The sequence below is a fragment of the Vibrio sp. D173a genome (genome assembly GCF_030248475.1).
Genome location: NZ_JAHGAH010000163.1, coordinates 13,517 through 36,637, shown reverse-complemented (window position 1 = coordinate 36,637; position 23,121 = coordinate 13,517). Strand labels below are relative to the sequence as shown.

Annotated in this window: 17 protein-coding genes; 6 read left to right on the top strand and 11 right to left on the bottom strand. The window is 45.5% G+C overall.

All coding sequences use genetic code 11. The annotated features are described in order from the left end of the window. Positions 1 to 4: 4 nt before the first annotated feature. Entirely contained in the window at positions 5 to 874 is an 870-nt protein-coding gene (locus KIV40_RS16850; RefSeq protein ID WP_285350346.1) for an ABC transporter substrate-binding protein, read from the top strand. A 215-nt stretch (positions 875 to 1,089) separates the two neighbouring features. Then, positions 1,090 to 2,073 (top strand): porin, encoded by a 984-nt coding sequence (locus KIV40_RS16845; RefSeq protein WP_285350344.1) that lies wholly within the window; start codon positions 1,090 to 1,092, stop codon positions 2,071 to 2,073. 179 nt (positions 2,074 to 2,252) lie between these two features. Here KIV40_RS16845 and KIV40_RS16840 read toward each other — a convergent pair whose 3' ends face one another. The 4 genes from KIV40_RS16840 to speA form a co-directional block, all read right to left on the bottom strand. Next, positions 2,253 to 4,418 (bottom strand): S9 family peptidase, encoded by a 2,166-nt coding sequence (locus KIV40_RS16840; protein ID WP_285350342.1) that lies wholly within the window; start codon positions 4,416 to 4,418, stop codon positions 2,253 to 2,255. A 277-nt stretch (positions 4,419 to 4,695) separates the two neighbouring features. After that, positions 4,696 to 5,901 carry a multidrug efflux MFS transporter EmrD gene (emrD, locus tag KIV40_RS16835; protein WP_255985924.1) on the bottom strand — a complete coding sequence of 402 codons (1,206 nt, stop codon included), beginning with the start codon at positions 5,899 to 5,901 and terminating at the stop codon, positions 4,696 to 4,698. Between the two features lie 262 nt (positions 5,902 to 6,163). Beyond that, a complete protein-coding gene (gene speB / locus KIV40_RS16830) occupies positions 6,164 to 7,084 on the bottom strand; it encodes an agmatinase (RefSeq protein ID WP_285350339.1) in 921 nt (306 codons plus the stop codon). A gap of 1 nt (position 7,085) precedes the next feature. Then, the gene (gene speA, locus KIV40_RS16825; protein WP_285350337.1) at positions 7,086 to 8,996 is read right to left on the bottom strand and encodes an arginine decarboxylase; all 1,911 of its coding nucleotides are present in this window, start codon (positions 8,994 to 8,996) and stop codon (positions 7,086 to 7,088) included. Positions 8,997 to 9,332: 336 nt separating this feature from the next. On the opposite strand from speA, the gene KIV40_RS16820 reads away from it, so the two are divergent. After that, the gene (locus tag KIV40_RS16820; protein ID WP_285350367.1) at positions 9,333 to 10,082 is read left to right on the top strand and encodes an MBL fold metallo-hydrolase; all 750 of its coding nucleotides are present in this window, start codon (positions 9,333 to 9,335) and stop codon (positions 10,080 to 10,082) included. A 59-nt stretch (positions 10,083 to 10,141) separates the two neighbouring features. On the opposite strand, the gene KIV40_RS16815 is transcribed toward KIV40_RS16820, so the two are convergent. The 4 genes from KIV40_RS16815 to KIV40_RS16800 form a co-directional block, all read right to left on the bottom strand. Then, a complete protein-coding gene (locus KIV40_RS16815) occupies positions 10,142 to 10,570 on the bottom strand; it encodes a RimK/LysX family protein (RefSeq protein ID WP_005432588.1) in 429 nt (142 codons plus the stop codon). Positions 10,571 to 10,633: 63 nt separating this feature from the next. Next, a complete protein-coding gene (rimK, locus tag KIV40_RS16810; protein ID WP_285350335.1) occupies positions 10,634 to 11,539 on the bottom strand; it encodes a 30S ribosomal protein S6--L-glutamate ligase in 906 nt (301 codons plus the stop codon). Positions 11,540 to 11,915: 376 nt separating this feature from the next. Then, entirely contained in the window at positions 11,916 to 12,818 is a 903-nt protein-coding gene (locus KIV40_RS16805) for a LysR family transcriptional regulator (RefSeq protein ID WP_285350333.1), read from the bottom strand. Positions 12,819 to 13,317: 499 nt separating this feature from the next. After that, positions 13,318 to 13,563, bottom strand: coding sequence for a hypothetical protein (locus KIV40_RS16800; RefSeq protein ID WP_285350332.1), 246 nt, complete (start codon positions 13,561 to 13,563; stop codon positions 13,318 to 13,320). A gap of 167 nt (positions 13,564 to 13,730) precedes the next feature. On the opposite strand from KIV40_RS16800, the gene KIV40_RS16795 reads away from it, so the two are divergent. After that, a complete protein-coding gene (locus KIV40_RS16795) occupies positions 13,731 to 14,597 on the top strand; it encodes a helix-turn-helix domain-containing protein (RefSeq protein ID WP_079401960.1) in 867 nt (288 codons plus the stop codon). A gap of 706 nt (positions 14,598 to 15,303) precedes the next feature. On the opposite strand, the gene KIV40_RS16790 is transcribed toward KIV40_RS16795, so the two are convergent. Next, positions 15,304 to 15,642 (bottom strand): YggL family protein, encoded by a 339-nt coding sequence (locus tag KIV40_RS16790; RefSeq protein WP_005432583.1) that lies wholly within the window; start codon positions 15,640 to 15,642, stop codon positions 15,304 to 15,306. Positions 15,643 to 15,861: 219 nt separating this feature from the next. Here KIV40_RS16790 and KIV40_RS16785 point away from each other — a divergent pair, with 219 nt between their 5' ends. Next, positions 15,862 to 17,898 (top strand): PhoX family phosphatase, encoded by a 2,037-nt coding sequence (locus KIV40_RS16785; protein ID WP_045396756.1) that lies wholly within the window; start codon positions 15,862 to 15,864, stop codon positions 17,896 to 17,898. Positions 17,899 to 17,985: 87 nt separating this feature from the next. Here KIV40_RS16785 and KIV40_RS16780 read toward each other — a convergent pair whose 3' ends face one another. Together KIV40_RS16780 and KIV40_RS16775 are read right to left on the bottom strand one after the other, a co-directional pair. Beyond that, entirely contained in the window at positions 17,986 to 19,377 is a 1,392-nt protein-coding gene (locus KIV40_RS16780) for a 6-phospho-beta-glucosidase (protein ID WP_285350326.1), read from the bottom strand. Positions 19,378 to 19,523: 146 nt separating this feature from the next. Further along, positions 19,524 to 21,584, bottom strand: a complete 2,061-nt coding sequence (locus KIV40_RS16775; protein WP_285350324.1) for an ATP-binding protein — start codon at positions 21,582 to 21,584, stop codon at positions 19,524 to 19,526. Between the two features lie 174 nt (positions 21,585 to 21,758). Between KIV40_RS16775 and KIV40_RS16770 the strand changes: the two genes are divergently transcribed. Continuing rightward, positions 21,759 to 23,108: a sigma-54 dependent transcriptional regulator gene (locus tag KIV40_RS16770; RefSeq protein ID WP_285350322.1), complete on the top strand. Its 1,350-nt coding sequence runs from the start codon at positions 21,759 to 21,761 to the stop codon at positions 23,106 to 23,108. Positions 23,109 to 23,121 lie beyond the last annotated feature (13 nt).

Sequence of the window (23,121 nt, the reverse complement as noted above, 5' to 3'; positions counted from 1 at the left end):
AAATATGAATACGAAAAAGCTAATCATCGGGTTGGGCATAATAGCAGCGAGCGCATATACGCCACTTACTGTTGCTAAAGACATTCTCACCAGTACCCCTGTCACTTACATGCTGTCACAGCAGTTGATGCAAGGGACTGGGATTGAAACCAGTTACTTACCACCTAAGCGATATGGCATTGAGCGTTTAGTTAACTGGTTTGGGAGCAAGGGTCAGCAACAAGTGATTAAAGCGGGTCAGGATGCAACGGTGGCGATCACGTTGGGAGCTATTTGGCATCAAGATCCTACCTTTGTTTACGCTCGTCAGGGTAACGTACGTTTGATTGAAATTGATGCTTCTCAGGCTATTTCGCCAAGGGCGCAAGGGGTTGCAGCGTTGAAACTAGAAAACGGTGAAACGTCTAAATTTGCGTGGATGAACCCGACGAACTTGATTCGGATGGCTGCCATCGTTGGTGAGGATCTGCAAAAAGTGTATCCTCAGTATCAGACTCAGATAGAGAAGAACCAGCAAGCTCTAATGCTAGATGTACGTGAACTGATCAATCAGCAGCAAGGCGTTATTTTCGAAAAAGAGATCGATTCGGTGGTATTGTTGGGTGAATCGTTAGAAGATTTCGCATCAGGTAATCAGTTGTTTGTTGTTGACCGCCAATTTAAACCTGAATTGGAATGGTCCGAAGCAGAGAAACTATCTTTAAAAGCTCAATTTGAGGAAGATGAAACTCTGTGGCTGCTCACCAGTAGACGTCCGTCAAAAACGTTAATTTCATTGGTTTCACGGGATCGCATACTGCAAATTGATGTTATTGACCGATGGGGCAATAACGGTATCAAAACTGAGAAGCCACTCGCACGCTGGCAGTTGTAACACGAAAAACACCACGAAATTTATGAAGGGAACTGAAAAGTTCCCTTTTTTTATGAGAGTTAGATCAAAAAGCAATCACAAATACCACCTATTGCATAAGAAAATATTTGTTTCATTTATATTTCATTACTACCTTGTTATCTGTTCGTTGCGATTGATTTGTTTTATTTTGCTGTCGGGGCGAACCAATACAAACAACTATATGGATGTTAACAATGAAAATGAAAACTCTAGCCGTTGCAGTGGCGGCACTAGCATGTGGTTCTCAAGCTTTCGCAGCAGAAGTTTACAACAGCGATGGCACATCAATGTCGATTGGTGGTCACTTTACCACTGATATTGGTGATAACGGCGAAAATGTAGAAGTCGGAGAAGTATCTCCTCGTATCAATATTGTCGGTAAACAAGATTTGGGGAATGGCCTAACTGTAGAAGCAAAAGGAGAATGGCAAACCAACCTTGTTGACGGTGGTGATACAACCTTTTCAACCCGTTTAGGTTACTTAGCTTTACACAGCGAAATGGGTAAAGTGACCGTAGGCACGCAATGGTCTCCTTACTACAGTGTTGCAAGTTTAACGGATATGCCAATTAAATATGCAAACGATTTTCTTTACGATGGCGGTCGTTCGGGTTCATGGCGTTCGATTGGTACGGGCCGTGCAAACAAAATGCTAAGTTATTCAAACAACTTCGATTTTGGTAATGATATGTCGTTGTACTTTGGCGTTGGTTGGCAAGGTGAAACTAACGCTGGAGGTTCTCAGTTTGATGATCGCGGCCAGATTGCAGCAAGTTTAAGCTTCTCAGATTTCAATGTCGGTCTTGCATATACAGGTGGTGATGTTGATTCGGAAAAACTAACCTCGACAGCTATTGCTGCAAGCTATGGTTCTTATGGCAAGGGTATTTATGTGGCGGGTGTATATGGTTTGAACGAGAACTTGTATGGTATGACGGACTCAGATCAAATCTCAGGTCTTCTAGCATATGGTCTAGATAATGGCCTTAACTTTATCCTTTACTATGAAAATGTTGATCGCGATGACAATGTGTTAGACCCTAACCGCGATGTTTTAGCTCCTCAAGTCGAGTACTCTGTGACCTCGAAGCTGAAAACTTTCGCTGGTTTTAGAACGCACATGGGCGACGATAAATCTGATGACGAATGGTCACTTGGTGCTCGTTACTACTTCTAATAAATAGGACAGTTTCTACTGCCTAAACACATTTATTGTGTTAACGCCTACTCGCTGTGAGTAGGCGTTTTTCTTTCTGTTGGCTCATCTGAGTCATGTCACCGAGTATCTAGGTTGAAAAATGCCCGCGTAAAAGCGGGCATTTTTTTCAGTGACTTATGATAGGTAGCGCATCAAGCTTATTTCGTTTCCAACAGATCGAGGAAGAAAGCGTACTCAAGCGCGTCTTCTTTCAATCGTTTGAATCGACCAGAAGCACCGCCGTGGCCTGCTTCCATATCGGTTTTGAACAACAAGACGTTATCGTCTGTCTTCATTTCACGAAGTTTGGCTACCCACTTCATTGGCTCAAAGTATTGAACTTGTGAGTCATGCAAACCTGTCGTCACTAACATGTTCGGGTAGTTTTGAGCTTTAACATTATCGTACGGTGAGTAGCTCAGCATGTAGTCGTAGTAGGTTTTGTCATTTGGGTTACCCCATTCATCGTACTCGTTGGTGGTAAGAGGAATCGACTCATCCAGCATGGTCGTCACGACGTCAACAAACGGAACGTGCGCACCAATACCACGATAAAGCTCTGGTGCTTGGTTGATGATTGCACCCATTAGCAGGCCACCCGCGGAGCCTCCAACAGCAAAGACTTTATCTTTGGCCCCGTAGCCTTCTTCGACAAGTCCTTTGGTTACATCGATAAAATCATTGAAGGTGTTTTGTTTAGTCAGCTTTTTGCCATTTTCATACCAAGGACGCCCTAGCATTTCTGAACCGCGTATATGAGCGATGGCGTACACGAAGCCGCGATCAAGTAGGCTCAGGCGGGTTGAACGGAACGTTGGTTCAATAGTTGAACCGTAAGAGCCATAGCCGTATTGGTAGATTGGATTGGTGCCGTCTTTCTTAAATAGGTCTTTGCGGTAAACCAATGAAACTGGCACTTGTTTGCCATCACGAGCTGTCACCATGATTCGCTCTGACTGGTAGTTATCGGCATCAAAATCACCCAGTACTGGTGTTTGCTTCATGATTTCTGATTCACCTGTATTCAGGTCGAAATCATAGTAAGTACCCGGTGTAGTCAGGCTGCTGTAGTAGATACGAACTTTTGAGTTATCTAATTCGTAGTTGCCTGTCAGGTAAGCCGCAAACGCGGTGTCATTAAATTCAAGTGGGAACTCTTTGCCCGTCGATAGTTGGCGAACCTTGACGGTGGATAAGCCGTTTGTGCGTTGCTCGTAAACAAGGTGGTCGTCGAACAAGTCGAAATCGACCAGCTGAGTGTTATCGTCGGCAGGAATGACATCAACCCATTCAGAGCGGTCATGCATCTCTTCTGCTTTCACTTTCATCAAACGGAAGTTTACAGCTTGGTAGTTAGTGTAGACATAATACCAATCACCCAGTTTGGCGATACTGTACTCAATACCAGTTTCTCGAGGGTAGAAAGCTTCGGCTTTAGCGTTCGGGTTGTTAGCATCAATCACAGATACGCCGCTTGTCTCTGTGCTTGAGTGCCAAATGTAAACTTGCTCACCGTCTTTACTCTTACTCAAGAAGGTGTAGTAAGCGCTATCGGTTTCTTCGTAGATTAGCTCATCGCTTGTTTGAGGTGTGCCCAAGACATGGCGGTAAACTTGATAACCCAACAGTGTTTGCGGGTCTTTCTTGATGTAGTAGAAGGCTTGGTTATCGTTTTGCCACGCGATTGCGCTTGAGGCGCCTTCAATTTCATCTTTTAGATATTCGCCTGTCGTGAGGTCTTTGATCTTGATGGTGTAAATACGGCGGCTCAGGGTATCTTCGCCATAAGCCAACAAGTTTTCATTTGGGCTGATCGTTAAGCCACCAATACTGAAAAACTCATGTTCTTTTGCCAGCTCGTTAACATCTAAGATGACTTGCTTATCTTTACCTGCAAAGTCTTTTGCACGCAGGTGTACTTCGTATTCGTTATCGCCCGTCACTTCATTTGAGTAGTAGTAACTGCCTTTACGAACGGGTACTGAATTGTCATCTTTCGCAATACGACCTTTGATCTCTTCAAAAAGCTGTTCTTGCAGTGCTTCGGTGTGTTTTAAAACGGTTTCTGCGTACTGATTCTCTTGCTCAAGGTGTTGCAAGATTTCTGGGTCTTGGCGCTCATCATCACGCATCCAGTAGTAATTATCGACTCGTGTATCACCATGAATATTCATCGCATGAGGGACTTTTTTAGCAACGGGTGCTTGGGTTTGTTGAGCAACGAGTTGCGATTGGGAGTAATGGTTCATGGTTGGTAATCCTTGATTGCTGCATCCGGCGACTAGCGCGACCGATACGGCCAACGTGGTTAAAGTGAAACGCATCTGTGTATCCTTATTGTGTACTCTTCTCGTGTTTTTTCGCCATTCATTTATCTTGCGAGTAAAAGTACGTTTGTGTTCTTCCAGTGAAAGTATTTATATCGAATGGCAAACGAATAACTTCTGTATAAGCAACTGTTCTTTTTAGCAAAGATTGGATGGGATGTTAAATGCAATTGCTGGTGGATGAGAGCTAAAGGGTAAGATGCGTGCAACAAAAAAGGGACACACTTTGCAGCATGTCCCTTTTCTTTATCTCGGTGGGGATGAGAATCAGATTTTAGATCGCCAGTGGCATTTCGTTTGAATGGTCGTGCTTGCGATTAACCCAGCGTAGACCAAGCATGGCGATGATCGACATTGCCATCATCAAACAACCAAGTGGCATTTGATCTTGTGCAGGGAAGAGCGAAGCCAACAGCGTCGCGATACCCGCACCTAGGTTTTGCATGCCACCTAAAATCGCACCGCCAGTGCCCGCGTGGTATGGGAACGGTGAAAGTGCACCGGTTGTTGCCGCTGGGAACAAAATGCCAGCGCCCAAGAAGTAAATAGTTGCACCACCAATCAGGGTCAATGCCGTTGTTAGACCAAACAGACCAGGAATTAACACGACAGCAGAGCCAACTAAGATAGCCACTAGACCAACGTTCAGAGCACGACGCTCAGAACGGCGTTGTGCGATGTAACTTGATAAACCTGCACCGACCAAGTAACCCGGAATCGGCAAGACAAACAATAAGCTTACGGTGGTTGCTGGTAAACCAAGTACGCCACCTAGTAGTACACCCGCTGCTGCTTCAAATACTGCGACGCCTGCGAACGTTGCCACCAATACCAGCAAGAAACCTTGGAAGCGTTTGTCTGACAGTACGAACTTGTAGCTCTTCGCCACAGATTCATGTTTGCGACGCTCTTTCGGCAAAGTTTCCATCATACTTGTCATCATGGTGATCACTACTGCGATACCAAACAGTGCAAGGAATAAGTAGCTAGAACGCCAGCCGAAAGCTTCAGTTAGGTAACCGCCTAGTACAGGGGCCATCAATGGCGAGAAAATAACACACATGCTGATCAAGCTATTTGCACGGTGCAATTCTGCGCCTTCAAAACAGTCACGAGTCAGTGTGCGAGACATCGCACCGCCACAACCGATACCCAAACCTTGGATAAAGCTACCGGCTAGGAACCATTCGTACTCATGAGCAAATAGCGCCACCAAAGTACCAAGAATGTAGATGATCAAACCCGCAACGATGATTGGTTTGCGACCAAGGCGATCAGACAGTGTGCCGTACACAAACTGCGACAGACCGTAAGGGATCAGGTAACACGCCATCACAGCTTGAAGTGACGACGCTGATACCAAGAACTCACCCGCCATATGACCAATAGAAGGCACGTACATCGTTTGAGTCATTTGACCTACGGCAGTCAGAATTGCGATTAAAAAGGTAAGTTTCGCTAATGGAAACGAGGCGGACATTTGCGTATCTCTCCAGAAATTTAAGACGTAAAAAGCCTTAGCGCTCCATATAGGAGAGCCAAATAAACAAAGTGATTAGGGAATCTAGGCGCGAGATATTAGAGCTTGAGTGCTGACTTAGCAATCAAAAAATGTGAAGTTGAGCAAGATAAAAATCTATGATTTGGATTAGAAAATCTAATCTATTTTTGTTGGGTGTTGAAAACGAAAAAGGGAGCCGAAGCTCCCCTTGAAATTCTGTGTTCATTGAGAACAACTTTCGTTATTCACGACCTGAAGCGTAGGCGTAAAGTAACTCAAGTGCGATAGTTGCGCCAGCCAAGGCCGTTACATCGCTGTGGTCGTAAGGAGGAGAGACTTCCACCACGTCCATACCTACGATGTTCATGCCAGCGAAACCACGAATGATCTTCAGAATTTTATCTGAGTTCAGACCACCACAAACTGGTGTACCTGTACCCGGAGCAAAAGCCGGATCCAGACAGTCGATGTCAAAAGTGACATACACAGGCTTATCCGCAACCGTGCGACGAATCTCTGCCAGAATCTCTTCTACAGACATGTCGTTCGCTTGCATTGCGTTGATCACATTGAAGCCATGATCTTGTTGGTCATATTCAGTACGAATACCAATTTGAACTGAGTTCTTCGCAGAGATCAGACCTTCTTTTGGCGCATGGTAGAACATAGTACCGTGGTCGTAAGAACTACCGTTCGCGTAAGTGTCTGTGTGCGCATCAAAGTGAATTAGTGCCATTTGACCATGGTGCTTCGCGTAAGCACGCAAGATTGGTAGTGTGATGAAGTGGTCACCACCCAAGCCTAGCATTGTCTTACCGCTCTTTAGAATCTCACTTGTTGCCGCTTCTAGGCGGTAAGTGAAATCTTCAGCATCACCACAATCGAACACAAGGTCACCTGCGTCGGTCACTTTCAATTTATCAAATACGTTGAAGTCCCAAGGGAACTTCTTGCCTTCCCAAGCAAGGTTTACTGACGCACGGCGGATCGCATCTGGTCCCATACGCGCACCAGGACGACCAGAAGTCGCCATGTCCAGAGGAACCCCGAGCACCACAACGTCTGCGTCTACCGATACTGGGTTTTTGACGTACGGTCGACGTAGAAACGACATAGAGTTGGAGTAAAGCGAATAATCGGTTTTAGTAAACAAATCATTCATATCAGAAGTCCTCTAAATAGGTGTAGCCTGCCAAACCTTGTTCTAGTTCAGCTAGGATTTGTTCTTGTTCACTGGCTTCAACACGTGCTGAAACCAATTGTTTGTAATTATCACGAATCGCATCTACGTCGATATGAACGTAGCGCATCATGTCTTCTACGCTATCACCTTCGTTGATGTAGCTGATCTCAAATTGACCTTCTTCATCAACATTGACTACTGCACTGTGGGTATCACCAAATAGGTTGTGCATGTCACCAAGGATCTCTTGGTATGCGCCTACTAGGAAGAAGCCCATTGGGTACGGTTTGTCTTTGCTCCATGCTGGTACTGGTAGTGTGCTCTCGATACCTTGGCCATCAACGTAATGGTCAATCACACCATCGGAGTCACAAGTGATGTCCAACATCACCGCACGACGCTCTTCCACATCACCAAGACCAGAAAGAGGCAGAACAGGAAATACCTGATCAATACCCCATGCATCTGGCAGGGATTGGAAAAGAGAGAAGTTCACGAAGAACTTGTCCGCAAGACGTTCGCTCAACTCATCCAAAATAGGACGGTGGAAACGGTTCTTGGTACTCATTTGACGACTTAGCTCGAAGTAAATGCGCAGCGACAGTTGTTCTGCCCACGCACGTTGTTCAAGGTTCAGTACGCCAGTAGCGAATTGTGAGTGAACCTCAGCCAAATCGCTTTGGGTATCGTTGTAAATTTCAATTAATGCACGCGCATCCGTACCATCTTGCAGGTTCTCCCAGTTTCGCCACATGTTTTGTAGCAAGAACGGAGCATCTACCGCTGGCTCGAATACTTCTTCTGGTTGGTACGTTTCTGTGCCAATAACGTTAGAAATCAACACCGCGTGGTGTGCCGTTAGAGAGCGACCCGATTCAGAGATGATCACTGGCATCGGTTGTTCGTACTGCTGACACACATCACCTACCGTATTCACGATGTTGCGTGCGTATTCTGCAAGGCCGTAGTTCATCGAGTTCGAAGATTGGCTACGTGTGCCGTCGTAGTCTACTGCTAAACCGCCGCCAACATCGAAGTAATCAATGTTTGCACCCATGGCACGTAATTCACAGTAGAAACGTGCCGATTCGTTTACACCATTACGCACGTCACGGATGTTTGCCATCTGTGAGCCAAGGTGGAAGTGAACCAATTGCATGGTGTCCAGCTGGTCTTCGCGTTTTAGACGATCAATCACGCTCAATACTTGAGATGCTGATAGACCGAACTTCGATTTCTCACCGCCGCTTGCTTGCCATTTACCCGCACCTTGAGACGCAAGGCGGATACGCAAACCAAGACGTGGTGTTACACCCAAGCTTTTTGCTTCTTCAAGTACCAGATCAAGCTCAGATAGCTTCTCTAGTACGATAAATACTTTGTGGCCTAGCTTTTCACCGATCAGTGCAAGGCGCACGTATTCACGGTCTTTGTAGCCATTACACACGATCACGGAGCTGCCCTGTTGAGCCAATGCCAATACGGCTAATAGCTCTGGCTTACTGCCTGCTTCAAGACCCAGTTGTTTGTTTTCTAGCTGTGCTTGACTCGCTAAGATCTCATCAACCACTTCACGCTGTTGGTTTACTTTAATTGGGTATACCAGCAGGTATTTATTTGGATATTGGTACTCTTCAATTGCTTGGTTGAAAGCTTGGCAAATGCCATGCACGCGTTGGTGCACGATTTGCGGGAAGCGCACTAATACAGGCAGGTTCAACTGCTTAGCTTCTAGCTCATTAACAATCGCACTGAAAGGGATTTGGTGTGCACGGTCACTACGAGGAGATACGTATACCTCGCCTTGGTCATCAATTCCGTAGAAGCCTTGGCTCCAGTAGTGAACGTTGTAGTCCGCGCGGATGCGGTCTAATTTAGTTGCTTTTTCCAACTCGATTCTCACAAAAATGTATTTAAGCCCTCATAGGAAGTAGAGGAGAAAATACAAAAAAGCAAATCATGAGGCGCTAACCTCATACCCTGACACGAACTCCGTGTGCGCGCATTAACGGATAAAACTCAACCAGAGTCTAATGATTAAAATTTGTTCTTTCGATTAATAATTATTGTCGAACTGCGGTGTAAACATTTATTTAACAGAGTGTCCACTCTACTGTTATAGTTGGTCTGACCAGTAAGGATTTGGTCGATAAGAAATAAGAACAAAGACTCAACAAAACAAGGACATGTTTTGCAGCTGCACAGAATTCAGGGATACATCCAAACCATGTATCTTGTCGAGTACCCAGACAAATTAATGCTGCTTGATGGCGCCAGTCGAGCGGATATCCCTCATCTTAAAGATTTTATCGAGCACCAACTCAATCGCCCGTTTGCAGATCTAAAACTGGTGGTCGTCACCCACATGCACCCAGACCACGCTGGTGCAGCGCACAAACTAAGAGATTTAACGGGCTGCAAGCTATTGGCAGCAAAACGAGACACACATTGGTATGGTGGTTTTGATGGTTGGTTGATGCATCTTACGGATTTGATTTTGGCGCGTTGGATGGCGAACCGAATGCGCAAACCTAAGTGTAACCTTTGGTATTCGCGAAAACTAAGACCGGATATCGAGCTGGTGGATGGAGAAGTGATTCCCGGTTTTACTGATTGGCAGATATTGGAAACACCGGGGCATACTGATAGAGATTTATCGGTTTATCATGCTGAGCAAGATGTGCTTTATGTCGCGGATTTGATGGTGCAGGTAAAAAGCCATTTGATTGCGCCGTTTCCTATCTTTCACCCCAACCAATATCGCCGTTCGTTAAAGCGCGTTTTTGAGATGAATCCGAGTTGTTTATTGGCGGCACATGGGGGAGAGGTTGAGTTTGATGAAGACGCGTATCAACACATCATCAATACTGCACCAGTTAGACCGATTACCCACTGGCGAGTAACGAAGATAAAACTGAAAGGATTAATGCGATCTGTACTGAGAAGAAAGAACGATAAACAGGAGAAGGGCAGTTAGAATAGTATTTAAGAGCCAGATGAGCGACCACGGAGTTCGCTCATCTGAAGCTACGGGGATTATGGAGCCAATAAGTGAGATTGGCTCGGGTCTACCAGAACTTTGTCTGCCATACCCTGACGACCTAGCAACATCATGTAGGTCATCTTTTCACGGTTAGTCAGCGTGATGTCGATAGGCCACTCTTGGTCGCCCATGCGTAGCATCGTCGTGATCACGCAGCGGTGTTCGAACGTTCCGTTTGATGATTTCACTTTGCGGTTCGCCTTCAGTGGAGCTTTACAGCGAACCACTTGTTCTAAGTGGTAAACATCTGGGTGTAGATCGAATTCTACGTATGACTGACCGTCTTGCTCTGTGCACTCTAGGTTATCTACGTGCAGAGAAGAAGTCTGTGCGCCTGTATCAATACGCGCTTCAAGATGAGTAATCCCTAACTCAGGTAAGCAAATTGCTTCGGCGTTCCCAATGATCATTTTCTGATTCATAGTGTCATCCTAGCGATGAGTGATAAAGAGAGCCCAGTTTATAGGCTCTCACTCAAACAATTATCAGCCTTTACCGCGTGTACGGTTAGCGTTTGGTTTTGCGTTCTTCTCGATGAAGTCGAAGATCATGCCTGCAACGTCTTTTTCTGTTGCGTTTTCGATGCCTTCAAGACCAGGAGAAGAGTTCACTTCCATCACAACAGGGCCGTTTTTCGATTGAAGAATATCAACACCACATAGGTTTAGCCCCATGACTTTTGCTGCGTTGATCGCGGTTGCGCGCTCTTCTTTGGTTAGTTTTACTAGCTCAGCAGAACCACCACGGTGAAGGTTAGAACGGAACTCGCCTTCTTTTGCTTGGCGTTTCATTGCTGCGATAACTTTGTTACCTACAACGAAGCAGCGGATATCAGCACCATTTGCTTCTTCAATGAACTCTTGCACCATGATGTTCGCTTTTAGACCCATGAATGCTTCGATTACGCTTTCTGCCGCTTTTGTTGTTTCAGCAAGTACAACGCCGATACCTTGAGTACCTTCAAGTAGCTTGATAACCAAAGGTGCACCGCCAACGTTTTTGAGCACGTCCTGAATGTTGTCAGGATGGTGAGCAAAACCTGTGCGAGGTAGACCAATGCCTTTGCGTGATAGCAGCTGCATAGAGCGTAGCTTGTCACGAGAGCGGCTGATTGCTACTGACTCGTTTACACAGAATGTGCCCATCATTTCAAATTGACGGACAACCGCTGTACCGTAGAAAGTGATAGATGCACCGATGCGTGGAATAACCGCGTCATACTTTGGCAATTCTTCACCCTTGTAACGAATCTTAGGGTTGTTACTCGTAATATCCATATAACAGTGCAGAGTATCGATCACATCAACTTGATGTCCGCGCTCTTCACCCGCCTGCTTTAGGCGCATGGTTGAATATAGATTCTCATTACGAGAAAGAATAGCAATACGCATGGCAATTCCTTAGTAAGTCAGTACCAAATTAAAAATATAAACATAGAGTATAGTGAGTGGGTTTAATTGATGTGACAGCATCCACTCGCTTCAACGATTTAGAATTGTGGTTGGACAACCACGTCGTCAGAGGTGCGCACCTTAGGGCGTTTTCTCACTATATGAAAACGAAAAAATATCGTCGACACGACAAAAATAATTTATTGAACTCTCACGCCTTACTGCGTGCGACTGTCAAGGGTGAGAAAAAGAAAATTGAACCAAAAATTCATCACTTTTCGAAGTAGGAAAACTGAAAAAAGCGGCCATTTGACCGCTTACTTCTCTTGGCATTGAGAGTGATTTGGAAAGAGTTCAGCCGTTTAGGTGGCTATTTTTATTGATTTGCAACGCTACTCATTACATTCAGTAAGACCTGTTTGATGGTTTGGTAGCGCAGTGGCAATGTGCGGCTGCGTTTTCTCACCAAAAATAAATCTTCGTACACCGATTGTTTTAACTCGGCGACATACAACTCTTCTCTTAACGAAAAGCTCTCCACCGCACTGCGCGGTAAAACGGTAAAGCCGAGTCCTTTGCTCACTGGCAATAAGATCTGGCTTAACTGGTTCACATATCCTGAGAGTGGCATGTCACTGACTTGGATCTCTTTTAATGAGGGTTCTGCGCATTGATCGAAAAAGAACGTCATGTAATGTTCGGCGTCTGGGTGTCCAATCACACCACAGTTTTTTAGTAGTTCCGGTGTGAGGGTTTTTCCTTGGTAGGATTTAGGCAAGATCAAACATAATGTCTCTCGCCCAATTTGCTCGCTTTGGAACACGCTTTTATTCGGTGAGTAAGTCACGATGCCCAAATCAATTCGCCCTTCTGCAACCCCATTAAGAATAGATTGGTTAGGGGCTGCTTCTAGGTGAATCGATAAGCCTTTATGTCGTTTTTGCTTTTCAAGTAGCGGATCAAACAGCATCAAAGCAAGTGCGCCAGAACAGGCGAGTTTGCAGTATCCTGCGTGTGGGTCATCAAAGCTTAAGTCTTCTAGTAGGCTTTTCTCTTTTTCTTCAAGTTCTAGCGCGTAGGTATACACCATGCGGCCTTGTTCAGTGAGCTCGAAGCTTTTGTTCTCGCGTTTAATCAATGGGTGCTGACAAGCTTGCTCAAGCTTTTTTATGTGCTGACTGACACCGGGCTGGGTCATGTAGAGCTTTTCTGCCGTCTGAGTAAAGTGACCGACTTCGACAAGAGTTTTGAATGTATGTAACCAAACAGGATTCAGCATAGGACGTCGTTTGCTAGAGAAATTGCTGAAATAATAGCATGATGCATAGCAGAACGCAGAGTGGCAGATAAATGACAGGCAAAATAAAACCCCGCCTGGTTTCCCAGACGGGGCTTATTCTTTTTTGCAGCAATCCGGCTACTAATAGGTGCTCCCTGCATCTATCCTTGATTGTGGCTAAATCCTTTAACCGAGTTCCTTGTTCATCGCCTTCCTAGCGGTGTCCATTCTTGCCTATCATCCTGACGGGCGAACTCTGTCCTAGAGTTTAACTACATCCTTGCTGATAACTCATCCTAAGCTACCAAATCTTCATCCTGAAGATACCCAATCCTTTAGGCTTTTTTCCTGTTCCCGCCAACATCCTGTCGACACATTTAGTATTGTTGTTTTGCTGATTACTCTCAATCAGCTAGATAAAAAAACTTTGGCAGCGAATATTGCTTAAAAAGGATAGTTATTATTTTTCATATGTTTAGGTTTGTTTTTTGATTTATTCTTAGTCAAAAATGGTCGTTTTACTTACATCGCGTGTAAGAGATCTCGCACAAGGTTCCGAGCCAATATACGAAGCGGCGTCTTTTTCGCCTTGTTTAAGAGTTTGCTCAAGATCACAGCTCGAACGGTAGCCATAAGATTTAGCGACAGTTTCAGATGATATTCCCATCTCTTTTACTGCAAATATGGCCCATTCATCGCGAGTTTTTCGAATGATTTGTCGTAGTTTGGTTTTTAAGTTAGTCATAGCCGCTCCTTAATTAGCTTGTCTTTCCGAGGCAAGAATAAGGATCGAAGTGAGGCCAAGTTGATAGTATGCCGCTCAATATCAATACTATTGAGGCGTAATGAAGAATCGACCTCTATTACTGATACTATTTACGCGTAGAGCAATATTATCTAGCAGGGTGATGAATGGCGTACATTGAAAAAATACCTCAGAGACCAGGCTTTTCTTGGCGTTATCGTCGAATTGATGAGTCAACAAAGCAGTCTGATTTACACTTTCATGATGATGTGTATGAGTTGGTTATTCATCGTCATTTTGATGGAGTGTTAAATGTCGGTCATTGCGAGATGGATATCGAACATAATCAGATGTTGTTGATTGCCCCTGGCGTTCCGCATTCTTTTTGCTCTACGTCTCCGAAAGACAATTGTGAGACACACGTGGTTTGGTTTAAGCGTGAGTGGATTTCCAATCTCATGTTTTATTGCACGGAGCTACGTAAACTGGACCCGTTATTAAAAGCGGCCAATAAAGGTGTGGTCTTTTCTAAGGGAACGGCCCAACAAGTGGTGGACTTGATGCATGAGCTGATGAAAGTCCCTGCAATGGAACAGCTTGCCCGTTTTATTCACGTTCTCTCCTTGCTTGCCCATGATGAAGCCGCAAAAACACTGATGACGCATTCTTACCTCTCGCTGAGTGAACATGAGCAACAAGAAAGAGAGCGGGTTGCTAAGGTCAATGGGTATCTTGAGCAGCACTTTGCTCGTAAAATAACCCTTGCCGACTTAGCGAACGATTTATCGCTCAGTGAAAGTGCCGTGACTCGATTATTTCAAAAGCACTTTAAAGAACCTTTTAGCCAGCGCTTGATGAAGCTACGTATTAATCACGCTGCGGAATTGCTGCAATCAACTGAGTTACCGATCGGGATTGTGTTTGAGCGAGTAGGGTATCGGAATCAAGCTTTATTTAATCGCCATTTCAAAACTTACAAAGGGCTTACCCCACGAGATTACCGACAACATTACCAGCAACGCATTCAGCCCTAGCCTCTTGCTTAGTTTTGGCAGGTGTGCCCTCTTTTTGATGTCGAGTGAGAATTCATGTGCAACTGGTATATTATTTGCTAGGTTGTTGAAGAATCATTATTAAGATTCAATGACAGATGAAATAGGGAACTTGATTGCCATTAATCTGTCATATTCAGTGGATAGGTTGACTCTTGCCATACGATAAAACACAGTCGAACTGTTCAAAAATTGACTGCAACGCGTCGTGTTTTGTCATTATGTTGTGAAATCAATCACGGTTAATTTATTCGTTCCCCGATAGATTGAAGGGGAAACAACCTTAGACAATAAGCTCATGATGAGCGCTACCTATATAAATGAGGGAGATTGCTATGAAAAAGATGAGAAGAGCACAGTTGCATCGTGTACGTATTCAATACTGGAAAGACACAAAAACTGACGCTACCAAAAAAGCATAGTTAACCACACTCGTGACACTGAGCTGGCAATGGACGAACTACCTTCCATAACATGCCAGCTCTAAAATTATCTGGCACATCCATACTTTCCAAGACTCCAAGCTTCCTGCTTTCCTAAACAAAGCTTCCAAAACAACCAAACGTTCCACTCTTTCTAGATTCAACATTTCAGCACAAAACCATAGCCTTAAATGCAAAAAAGCCAGTCCGAAGACCAGCTTTCTCATTACTTGTTCAACTCTGCTTATTACAGAGTGATTCCGTAATTACAGGTAGTTTGCGTCAACCAAGTCGCCAGCTTTTGCGCTGCTTACTTCTGGGCGAGCTTGTAGCCAAGCTAGAACCTGTGCTTTTTGTTCTTCAGTTGCGCTTTCGTAACGCTCTGTTGAACATAGGAAGCCTTCAAACAGCTCTAGACCACCGCCGCCAAAGCATAGGTTTAGACCATCAATGTAGTCGATAAACTCATCAACGAATGCATCGTAACGGTCGAAGTCGTTGATGTCTGTTTCACAGCTGATTTCAAAACCTAGGATTGCGAATTCACCTAGGAATAGCTTTTTGCGTAGACGACGATTTTTGTTATCGATTTTATCTAGTTTCATGATTATCTCTCGTGGATGATTTGAGTACACCTTATACCCCCAAAACAGGCTTTGCCCAAGCAAAATCGGGAGTACATAGAATAGATGGGTGCTTTATAACATTTTCTAAACACAAAGTTCATAAAGATGGACTACTTCTGTCACTTTTCTCTTCCAAACTTCCTCTCGCTTGATAATTAACAAACTTATAATTCAACCTAACACTGGGAAAGCAACACCATGAGTAAGGAAACCTTCGACGCGACGCGTTACAACCAAAGTAATAACAAGCCTTTTGAAGAAGTACTGGAAGCGAGCCTATCTCGACGCAGTATCCTAAAAGGTGGCCTAGGTATCAGTGCGATGACCGCTTTTGGTGCGTTTGGCTTATCTGGGTGTAACGATTCTAGCTCTGGCACTTCAGCTGGCAATGGGTCTAACGTGTCTAGCGCAGTATTGAATTTTGATTCTATTCCGGGCTCTCTGACGGATGCAGTTTCGATTCCGCAAGGTTATGTCGCACAAGTTTTGGTACCTTGGGGCACACCTCTAAATGCACAAGGTAATGCTTGGAAAGACGATGGCAGCAATACGAGTGCTGATCAGCTCAATGCGCTTGGTATGCATCATGACGGCATGCATTTCTTCTCACTAAATGACAGTGATACTGATGGCTTGTTGTGTATTAACCACGAGTACATTGATACTTCAGCATTGCATCCTAGCGGTCCAACCGTTGTGGGCGGCGTGCGTACTATCGTCGACGAAGTTCGTAAAGAAATTAACGCGCACGGTGTATCCGTGGTTCGCGTTCAACTTGAAGACAACATGTGGAAGCTGGTGGATACCGACCCACTAAACCGCCGTTACACTGGCGCGACAGTTATGGATCTTTCTGGACCTGTAGCGAATACAGAATTGGCCGTGACTCGCTTCTCTCAAGATGGCAGCCAAGCACGTGGCACACTAAACAACTGTGGTAATGGTTTCTCGCCTTGGGGCACGTACCTGACGTGTGAAGAGAACTGGCCGGGTTACTTCGTCAACGCAGGTGTTCGTACTGAAGAGCAAGATCGTATTGGTGTAGATGACGAACGCACTCGCTACTTATGGGAAACGTTGGCGGGCAACGCTGAAGAACGCTTGGACGAGTTTACGCGCTTCAATGTTGAGCCTACAGGCGCAAGTGCATTGGATGATTACCGTAATGAAGCGAACGGCCATGGTTACATCGTTGAGATCGACCCTTACACGCAAAACTCACGTGCTAAAAAGCGTACTGCACTAGGTCGCTTCCGTCACGAAGGTTGTACTTTCGGTAAGCTTGAAGAAGGTAAGCCTGTGGTCTTTTACTCTGGCCACGACTCTCGCTTTGAGTACCTATACAAATTTGAATCTGCAGCAGCGTGGGACCCAGCAGATGCTAATCCAGCAAACCGTTTGGCGACGGGCGATAAGTATATGGATGAAGGCACACTGTATGTGGCGCGCTTCAACGAAGACAGCTCTGGTACTTGGTTGCCACTGACACTAGATAGCACGACAGTTTCTGGTGGCACTTTGGCAGATAGCTTCAATTCGTTGGCAGAAATCATCCTGAATACGGCTGGCGCAGCCGACCTTGTTGGTGCGACGCCAATGGATCGCCCTGAGTGGTGTACCGTTGACCCATTCACAGGCTCGGTTTACCTGACGCTAACGAACAACACCAAGCGTACAGAGGAAACTAACCCTGCAAACCCACGTTTAAACAACAAGTTTGGTCACGTAATCCGTTGGGATGAAGGCGAAGCAGCAACAGACTTCACGTGGGATATCTTCGTGTTTGGCTCTCCAGCAAACGGTGATGCGGACACTAACCGTTCGAGCTTGACCGAGCTAAACCAATTTGCGAGCCCAGACGGCTTAGCGTTTGACCCTCGTGGCATCCTTTGGATTCAGACGGATAACGGTGCAGATGAAGTGACGTCTTACACCAATGACCAAATGCTTGCGGTTGTACCTTCAAAGCTGACAGATGAAAACGGCACACAAGAAGTGATCGGCGCAGAAAACCAAGCTGAGCTGAAGCGTTTCTTTGTTGGTCCTAACGGCTGTGAAGTGACAGGATTTACCATCAGCCCAGATTACAAGTCTTTGTTCGTGAACATTCAGCACCCAGGTAACTGGCCTTATAGCGACAATGCTGCGGAAGAGACACCTGCAGGGATGACACTGCGCCCACGTGCCGCAACGGTGGTTATTCGTCGTGAAGACGGTGGTGAAATTGGTGTGTAGCCACTAGGTTGTACGACTGAATATCGGGAATAAGAAAAGCCCTGCGTTTGCAGGGCTTTGTTGTTTCTGATGAGTTGCTTACTAAAACTAGCTTTTGAGAGATCCGCCAGCAGTACGAATCACATCTTGATACCAGAAGAAGCTCTTCTTGCGTTTACGCTCTAACGTACCTTGGCCATCGTTGTGGCGATCAACGTAGATGTAACCGTAACGCTTGCTCATTTCAGCGGTTGAGTTCGCGACTAAATCGATTGGTCCCCAGCTAGTGAAGCCCATCAACTCAACACCATCAAGAATCGCTTCGTGTGCTTGTACAAGGTGATCGTTCAAGTAAGCGATGCGGTAATCATCTTGAATCTCACCGTTTTCATCGATTTCATCACGCGCTCCTAAGCCGTTTTCTACGACGAACAATGGCTTTTGGTAGCGATCGTGAAGGAAATTAAGCAGAACGCGTAGACCTTTTGGATCGATCAACCAGCCCCATTGGCTCTTCTCAAGATATGGGTTTGGCACGCTATCGACGATGTTACCTACTTCTTTCTGTTTTGGGTCTGCACTTGCACAGCCACTTGCGTAGTAGCTGAATGAGATGAAATCGACACTTGCTGATGCGATCTCTTCTAGGTCACCGGCTTCCATCTGAATTTCAATGCTATTTTCGCGGAAGTAACGCTTCATGTAGCCAGGGTACTGACCACGAGTTTGTACATCACCGAAGAACAACCATTTGTTGTTTTCGTGCATTGCTGCCAGCACGTCATCAGGGTTACAGGTATATGGGTAGTTGATCGCGCCAAGCAGCATGTTACCAATCTTGCCGTTTGGTACGATTTGCTGACACAGTTTTACCGCTTTCGCATTTGCCACTAGCTGGTGGTGAATCGCTTGGTAAATCTCTTGTTCGCTAGCGTCTTCTTGTAAACCAACACCGGTAAATGGCGCATGCAGAGACATATTGATTTCGTTGAACGTTAACCACAGCTTCACTTTGTCTTTGTAGCGTTCAAGCACGGTGCGAGCATAACGCTCGAAGAATTCGATCACGCGACGATCGCCCCAACCACCGTAGTTCTCGACCAGTGCGTAAGGAATTTCGTAGTGAGATAAGGTCACGAAAGGTTGGATATCGTGCTTCGCCAGTTCATCAAAAATTTTATCGTAGAACGCTAAACCTTCTTCGTTAGGTTCAAGTTCGTCGCCGTTCGGGAAGATGCGGCTCCATGCCAAAGACAGACGCAGGCAGTTAAAGCCCATTTCTTTGAATAGCGCAATGTCTTCTGGATAGCGATTGTAGAAGTCGATCGCCACGTCTTTGATGCCCGGCGTACGTTCTTCACGGGTTTGATGCGGACTCAAAATACCGTTTGGCAGCATGTCTGACGTCGATAACCCTTTACCCCCAAGGTTGTACGACCCCTCTACTTGGTTTGCAGCAATAGCACCGCCCCAAAGAAAATGTTCAGGAAACGTAATCATGTTTCTCACTCTTTATTGTTTTGCAGTATGTGTTTCTGTGTTTGAGAATAGTGTAGGTCAAGGCGGGATTCTTGTATCGAGATCGTGTTTTTCTCAAACGGTGGGAGATGCCGAGTTCTGATGATGATTTTGTAATCAATACCGACTTAAGCTGATTTGAACAATAAAGTGAAAGTCAGTCCATTTTGTTCATTCTTATGCACGGTAACTTGTCCATTCATATCACGCATGTTGTTGGCCGTAATCGCCAAACCCAGCCCTAGTCCCTCACCAATTTTCTTTGAGGTTTGGAAGGGTTCAAACATCGATTCGAGCATCTCATCCGACACGCCACAGCCATTGTCACTCACCGTTAGTTCTGCCTGATTTGCCGTTGGATTGACGATCAAGTTGAGCTGAGGATTAGTGGTGTTGCCCATCGCATCCAATGCGTTCGATACTAGGTTGCCAAGCACCTGCAGCAGTCGTTGTTCTTCTCCCATGATCTTGGTTAAATTTCGAGGAACACGGATCCGCACATCCACCTTGTCTAGTTGAGATTGGTAAACACGCAATGTTTCTTCGAGTGCAGAGGTAAGGGAAATCGCTTGTAAACGTTCTGGTTTGTTGTAAGCGAACGTTTTTAGCTGACTGGTCATGCTTGCCATGCGATCAATCAGTCTCTGTACCAAGACGTTATTGGCTTTCATCATGTCGGTTTCACCGCGTTCAGCCAATAGCTCATTAGTGGTGAGCAGAGTACGCAAGCCCGTTAGCGGCTGATTAAGTTCATGAGTGATCGCGCTCGACATACGACCTAAGGCTGCCATTTTGCTCGATTCAATTAACTGGCTTTGTGCTTCTTTCAGCGCTTGAGTTCGCTCTTCTACACGTTGTGCCAGTTCTTGGTTGACCTGTTGTAGTGATTGCTCGGCTTTTTTCCGCTTGCTGATGTCTATGATCGTTGCAAGAAAATACTGCTCGCCATGCCAAGGGAAACTGGTCAGGGAGAACAGAACTGGGAAGACGCTGCCATCACTCCTTTTGGCGATGGTTTCGACCGTGCTGATCTCTGCTAGCTCTTTATGTTTAGGTAGATCTTTAAGTAACTTGAGAGTGGTGGAATTTGGGTTACCGGCATCAAATAGCTCCCAAGCAAAAGTGTGTCGATTAACACTCTCTGGCAAACAAAACAAACGTTTCGCCATCGGGTTGAGGTCAAACAGTTGCCCTTGTTCGTCAATCAATAACAAACCAACGTGAGTCTTATTGATCATTTGCTTCAAGCGGCGTTGGGACTCTTCCAAAAGGGCTTGAATCCGTTGTTGGTTGATGTGTTTTTGGCGACGTTGCAAGCCAATGATGACAAGCAAGACGATCAATAGGAGCAGCGCCGCTACGCTCCAACCAATCACATTAATAGTTTGTTGAATCGGTTTGGAAGGGGTGAGGTAGCTGACGTACCAATTCAAGTCATCCAGCTTCACGGTATGTGCAAAATAGCGTTGATGGTTGAGTGTCCATGCTCTGATATTGGTGTTGTCGTATAAGCGCTGAGTTTCTAACTGGACTGTGTTGTTCGGTTCGTTAAACCAGTCTGCGTTATAGACTGGGCTGCTCGATAGGAAGAAACGCTGCTGGCGATTTTGCAATGTGATGATGTCTTGACTGGTAATGGTTTGCTCAGTCAATAGGCTCAGGTTGATTTGTACTACCACAATGCCAGCGATATCCAAGCCGTCATAGATAGGAGCGGCCAAATAATACAGCGGGCTGGAGCCTTTGGTTTTGTTCACCAAGGAGACACCGCCGCCTTGGCTGTGAATTTGTTCCACAATCGCTTTTCGGTCAGACAGGCTAAAGCGCTCTTCGATTAAACTCGACACCAATACCTCACCAGAGTTAGACAGGATCAGCCAACCTTCTGTGTTAGCGGCTTTATCCAGTTGAGTCAGTTGGGTTTGTAGCGGCTCGTAATAAGTTAGATTCCCTTTTACAAACGCGATGGTTTCTGGGTTATTGGTAACAAGGTATGGCAGGTGATAGAAGCGTTTTAGAGCCCGGCGAACTTCACCGATATAGTCGAGCAACTTTTGTTGAGCTTCGTTTTGAGTCTCGACACTCAACCATTGACGAGCAACCTCTCGACTGGCGATATAGCAAGACAGAATCAGCATGGATGCAAGTGCGACTATAAGCCATGTTTTGCCAATTCTTCTACGCTGCATACCGACCCCATACTGGTATTGATCTTTTTCGACGATGAAAGAGTGCGCCTAACCGGTTGGATGTTAAAGACTTGTAAGCAAGAAGTGAGATCTAGCTCCTTTTCTCCACAGTGGTTTTTGCTACCGTTAGTACACCACGATGAATTCCTATACTTATAAATCAGGCAGTAACGTATGGCTTTTAACGACTCCCCTAAAATTGCACTTATCGAAGACGACGATATTGTTCGTCAGGCAACTAGCCAATGGTTGCAGCTGGCGGGATTTGATGTATCGGCATTCAGTCTGGGGGAAGAGGGCAAAGCCGCCATTCTTAGCCAAGAATTTGATGCCATTGTGAGTGATGTTCGCCTACCAGACATCGATGGTTTATCGATACTAGAAAGCCTGATTGCCAACCATATTCAAACCCCGATTATTTTGATCACTGGCCACGGTGATGTCGATATGGCCGTTGGTGCTTTACAACGCGGTGCGTTTGATTTTATTGAGAAGCCTTTCCAGCCAGAGCGTCTATCTCAACGCGTGACTGAGGCCGTTGAGAGTTATCGCGCGCAAACTTCTACTCAAGATCGTCAGGAGTATCTTTCTAGCATTAGCGGCTTAGAAGAAGTGTTGGTTGGGCGAAGCAAAGTGATGCAAAAACTAAGGGAGCAAGTTGCCAAGCTAGCGCGAATTGATACTAACGTGATCATTTATGGTGAAACAGGTTGTGGTAAAGAGCTGGTGGCCACCAGTTTGCATAATGAGAGCCAACGGAGAGCCCATCACTTTGTGCCCATTAACTGTGGTGCAATTCCTGAAACACTGTTCGAGAGCGAATTATTTGGCCATGAAGCTGGCGCATTTACCGACGCGGCCAAAAAGCGCATTGGTAAGCTTGAATACGCAGATAAGGGAACCTTGTTTTTTGATGAAGTAGAAAGCATGCCTCTGTCAATGCAAGTGAAAGTATTGCGCGCTCTTCAAGAACACACCATAGAGCGAGTAGGTGGCAACCAACAAATCTCTGTTGATTTACGGGTGATCGCGGCGGCGAAAGAAGATCTCAATGATCATGACGACTTTCGTCAGGATTTATATTATCGCCTTAATGTGGCGCAGATCTATCTACCGCCACTGAGAGAGCGTGAAGAAGACGCATTGATCTTATTCGAACATTTCACATTGAAGAACAACCCAAACTGCCGACCTGTGAGTGAAGCCGATAGAAAAGCCATTCTTGCTTATGCGTGGCCGGGCAATGTGCGGGAACTAAGAAACGTGGCCATAAGGTTCGCGTTAGACAACACAATTTCGGTTATGGAAATTCTCTCTAGTCGCCCTTCCTCGACAAACGAAGAGACACAAGCAGGGGTGCCGTTGGTGATTCAGCTGCATAATTTTGAACGCAAGGTGCTACATGATTCGTTAGTTCGAAACCAAGGAAGAATTACGGATGTGATGGTCGAATTAGATTTACCACGCCGAACCCTCAACCAAAAGATGCAGAAGTTTGGGCTGAATCGCTCTGATTACACGTAGAAAAAACGGCTTC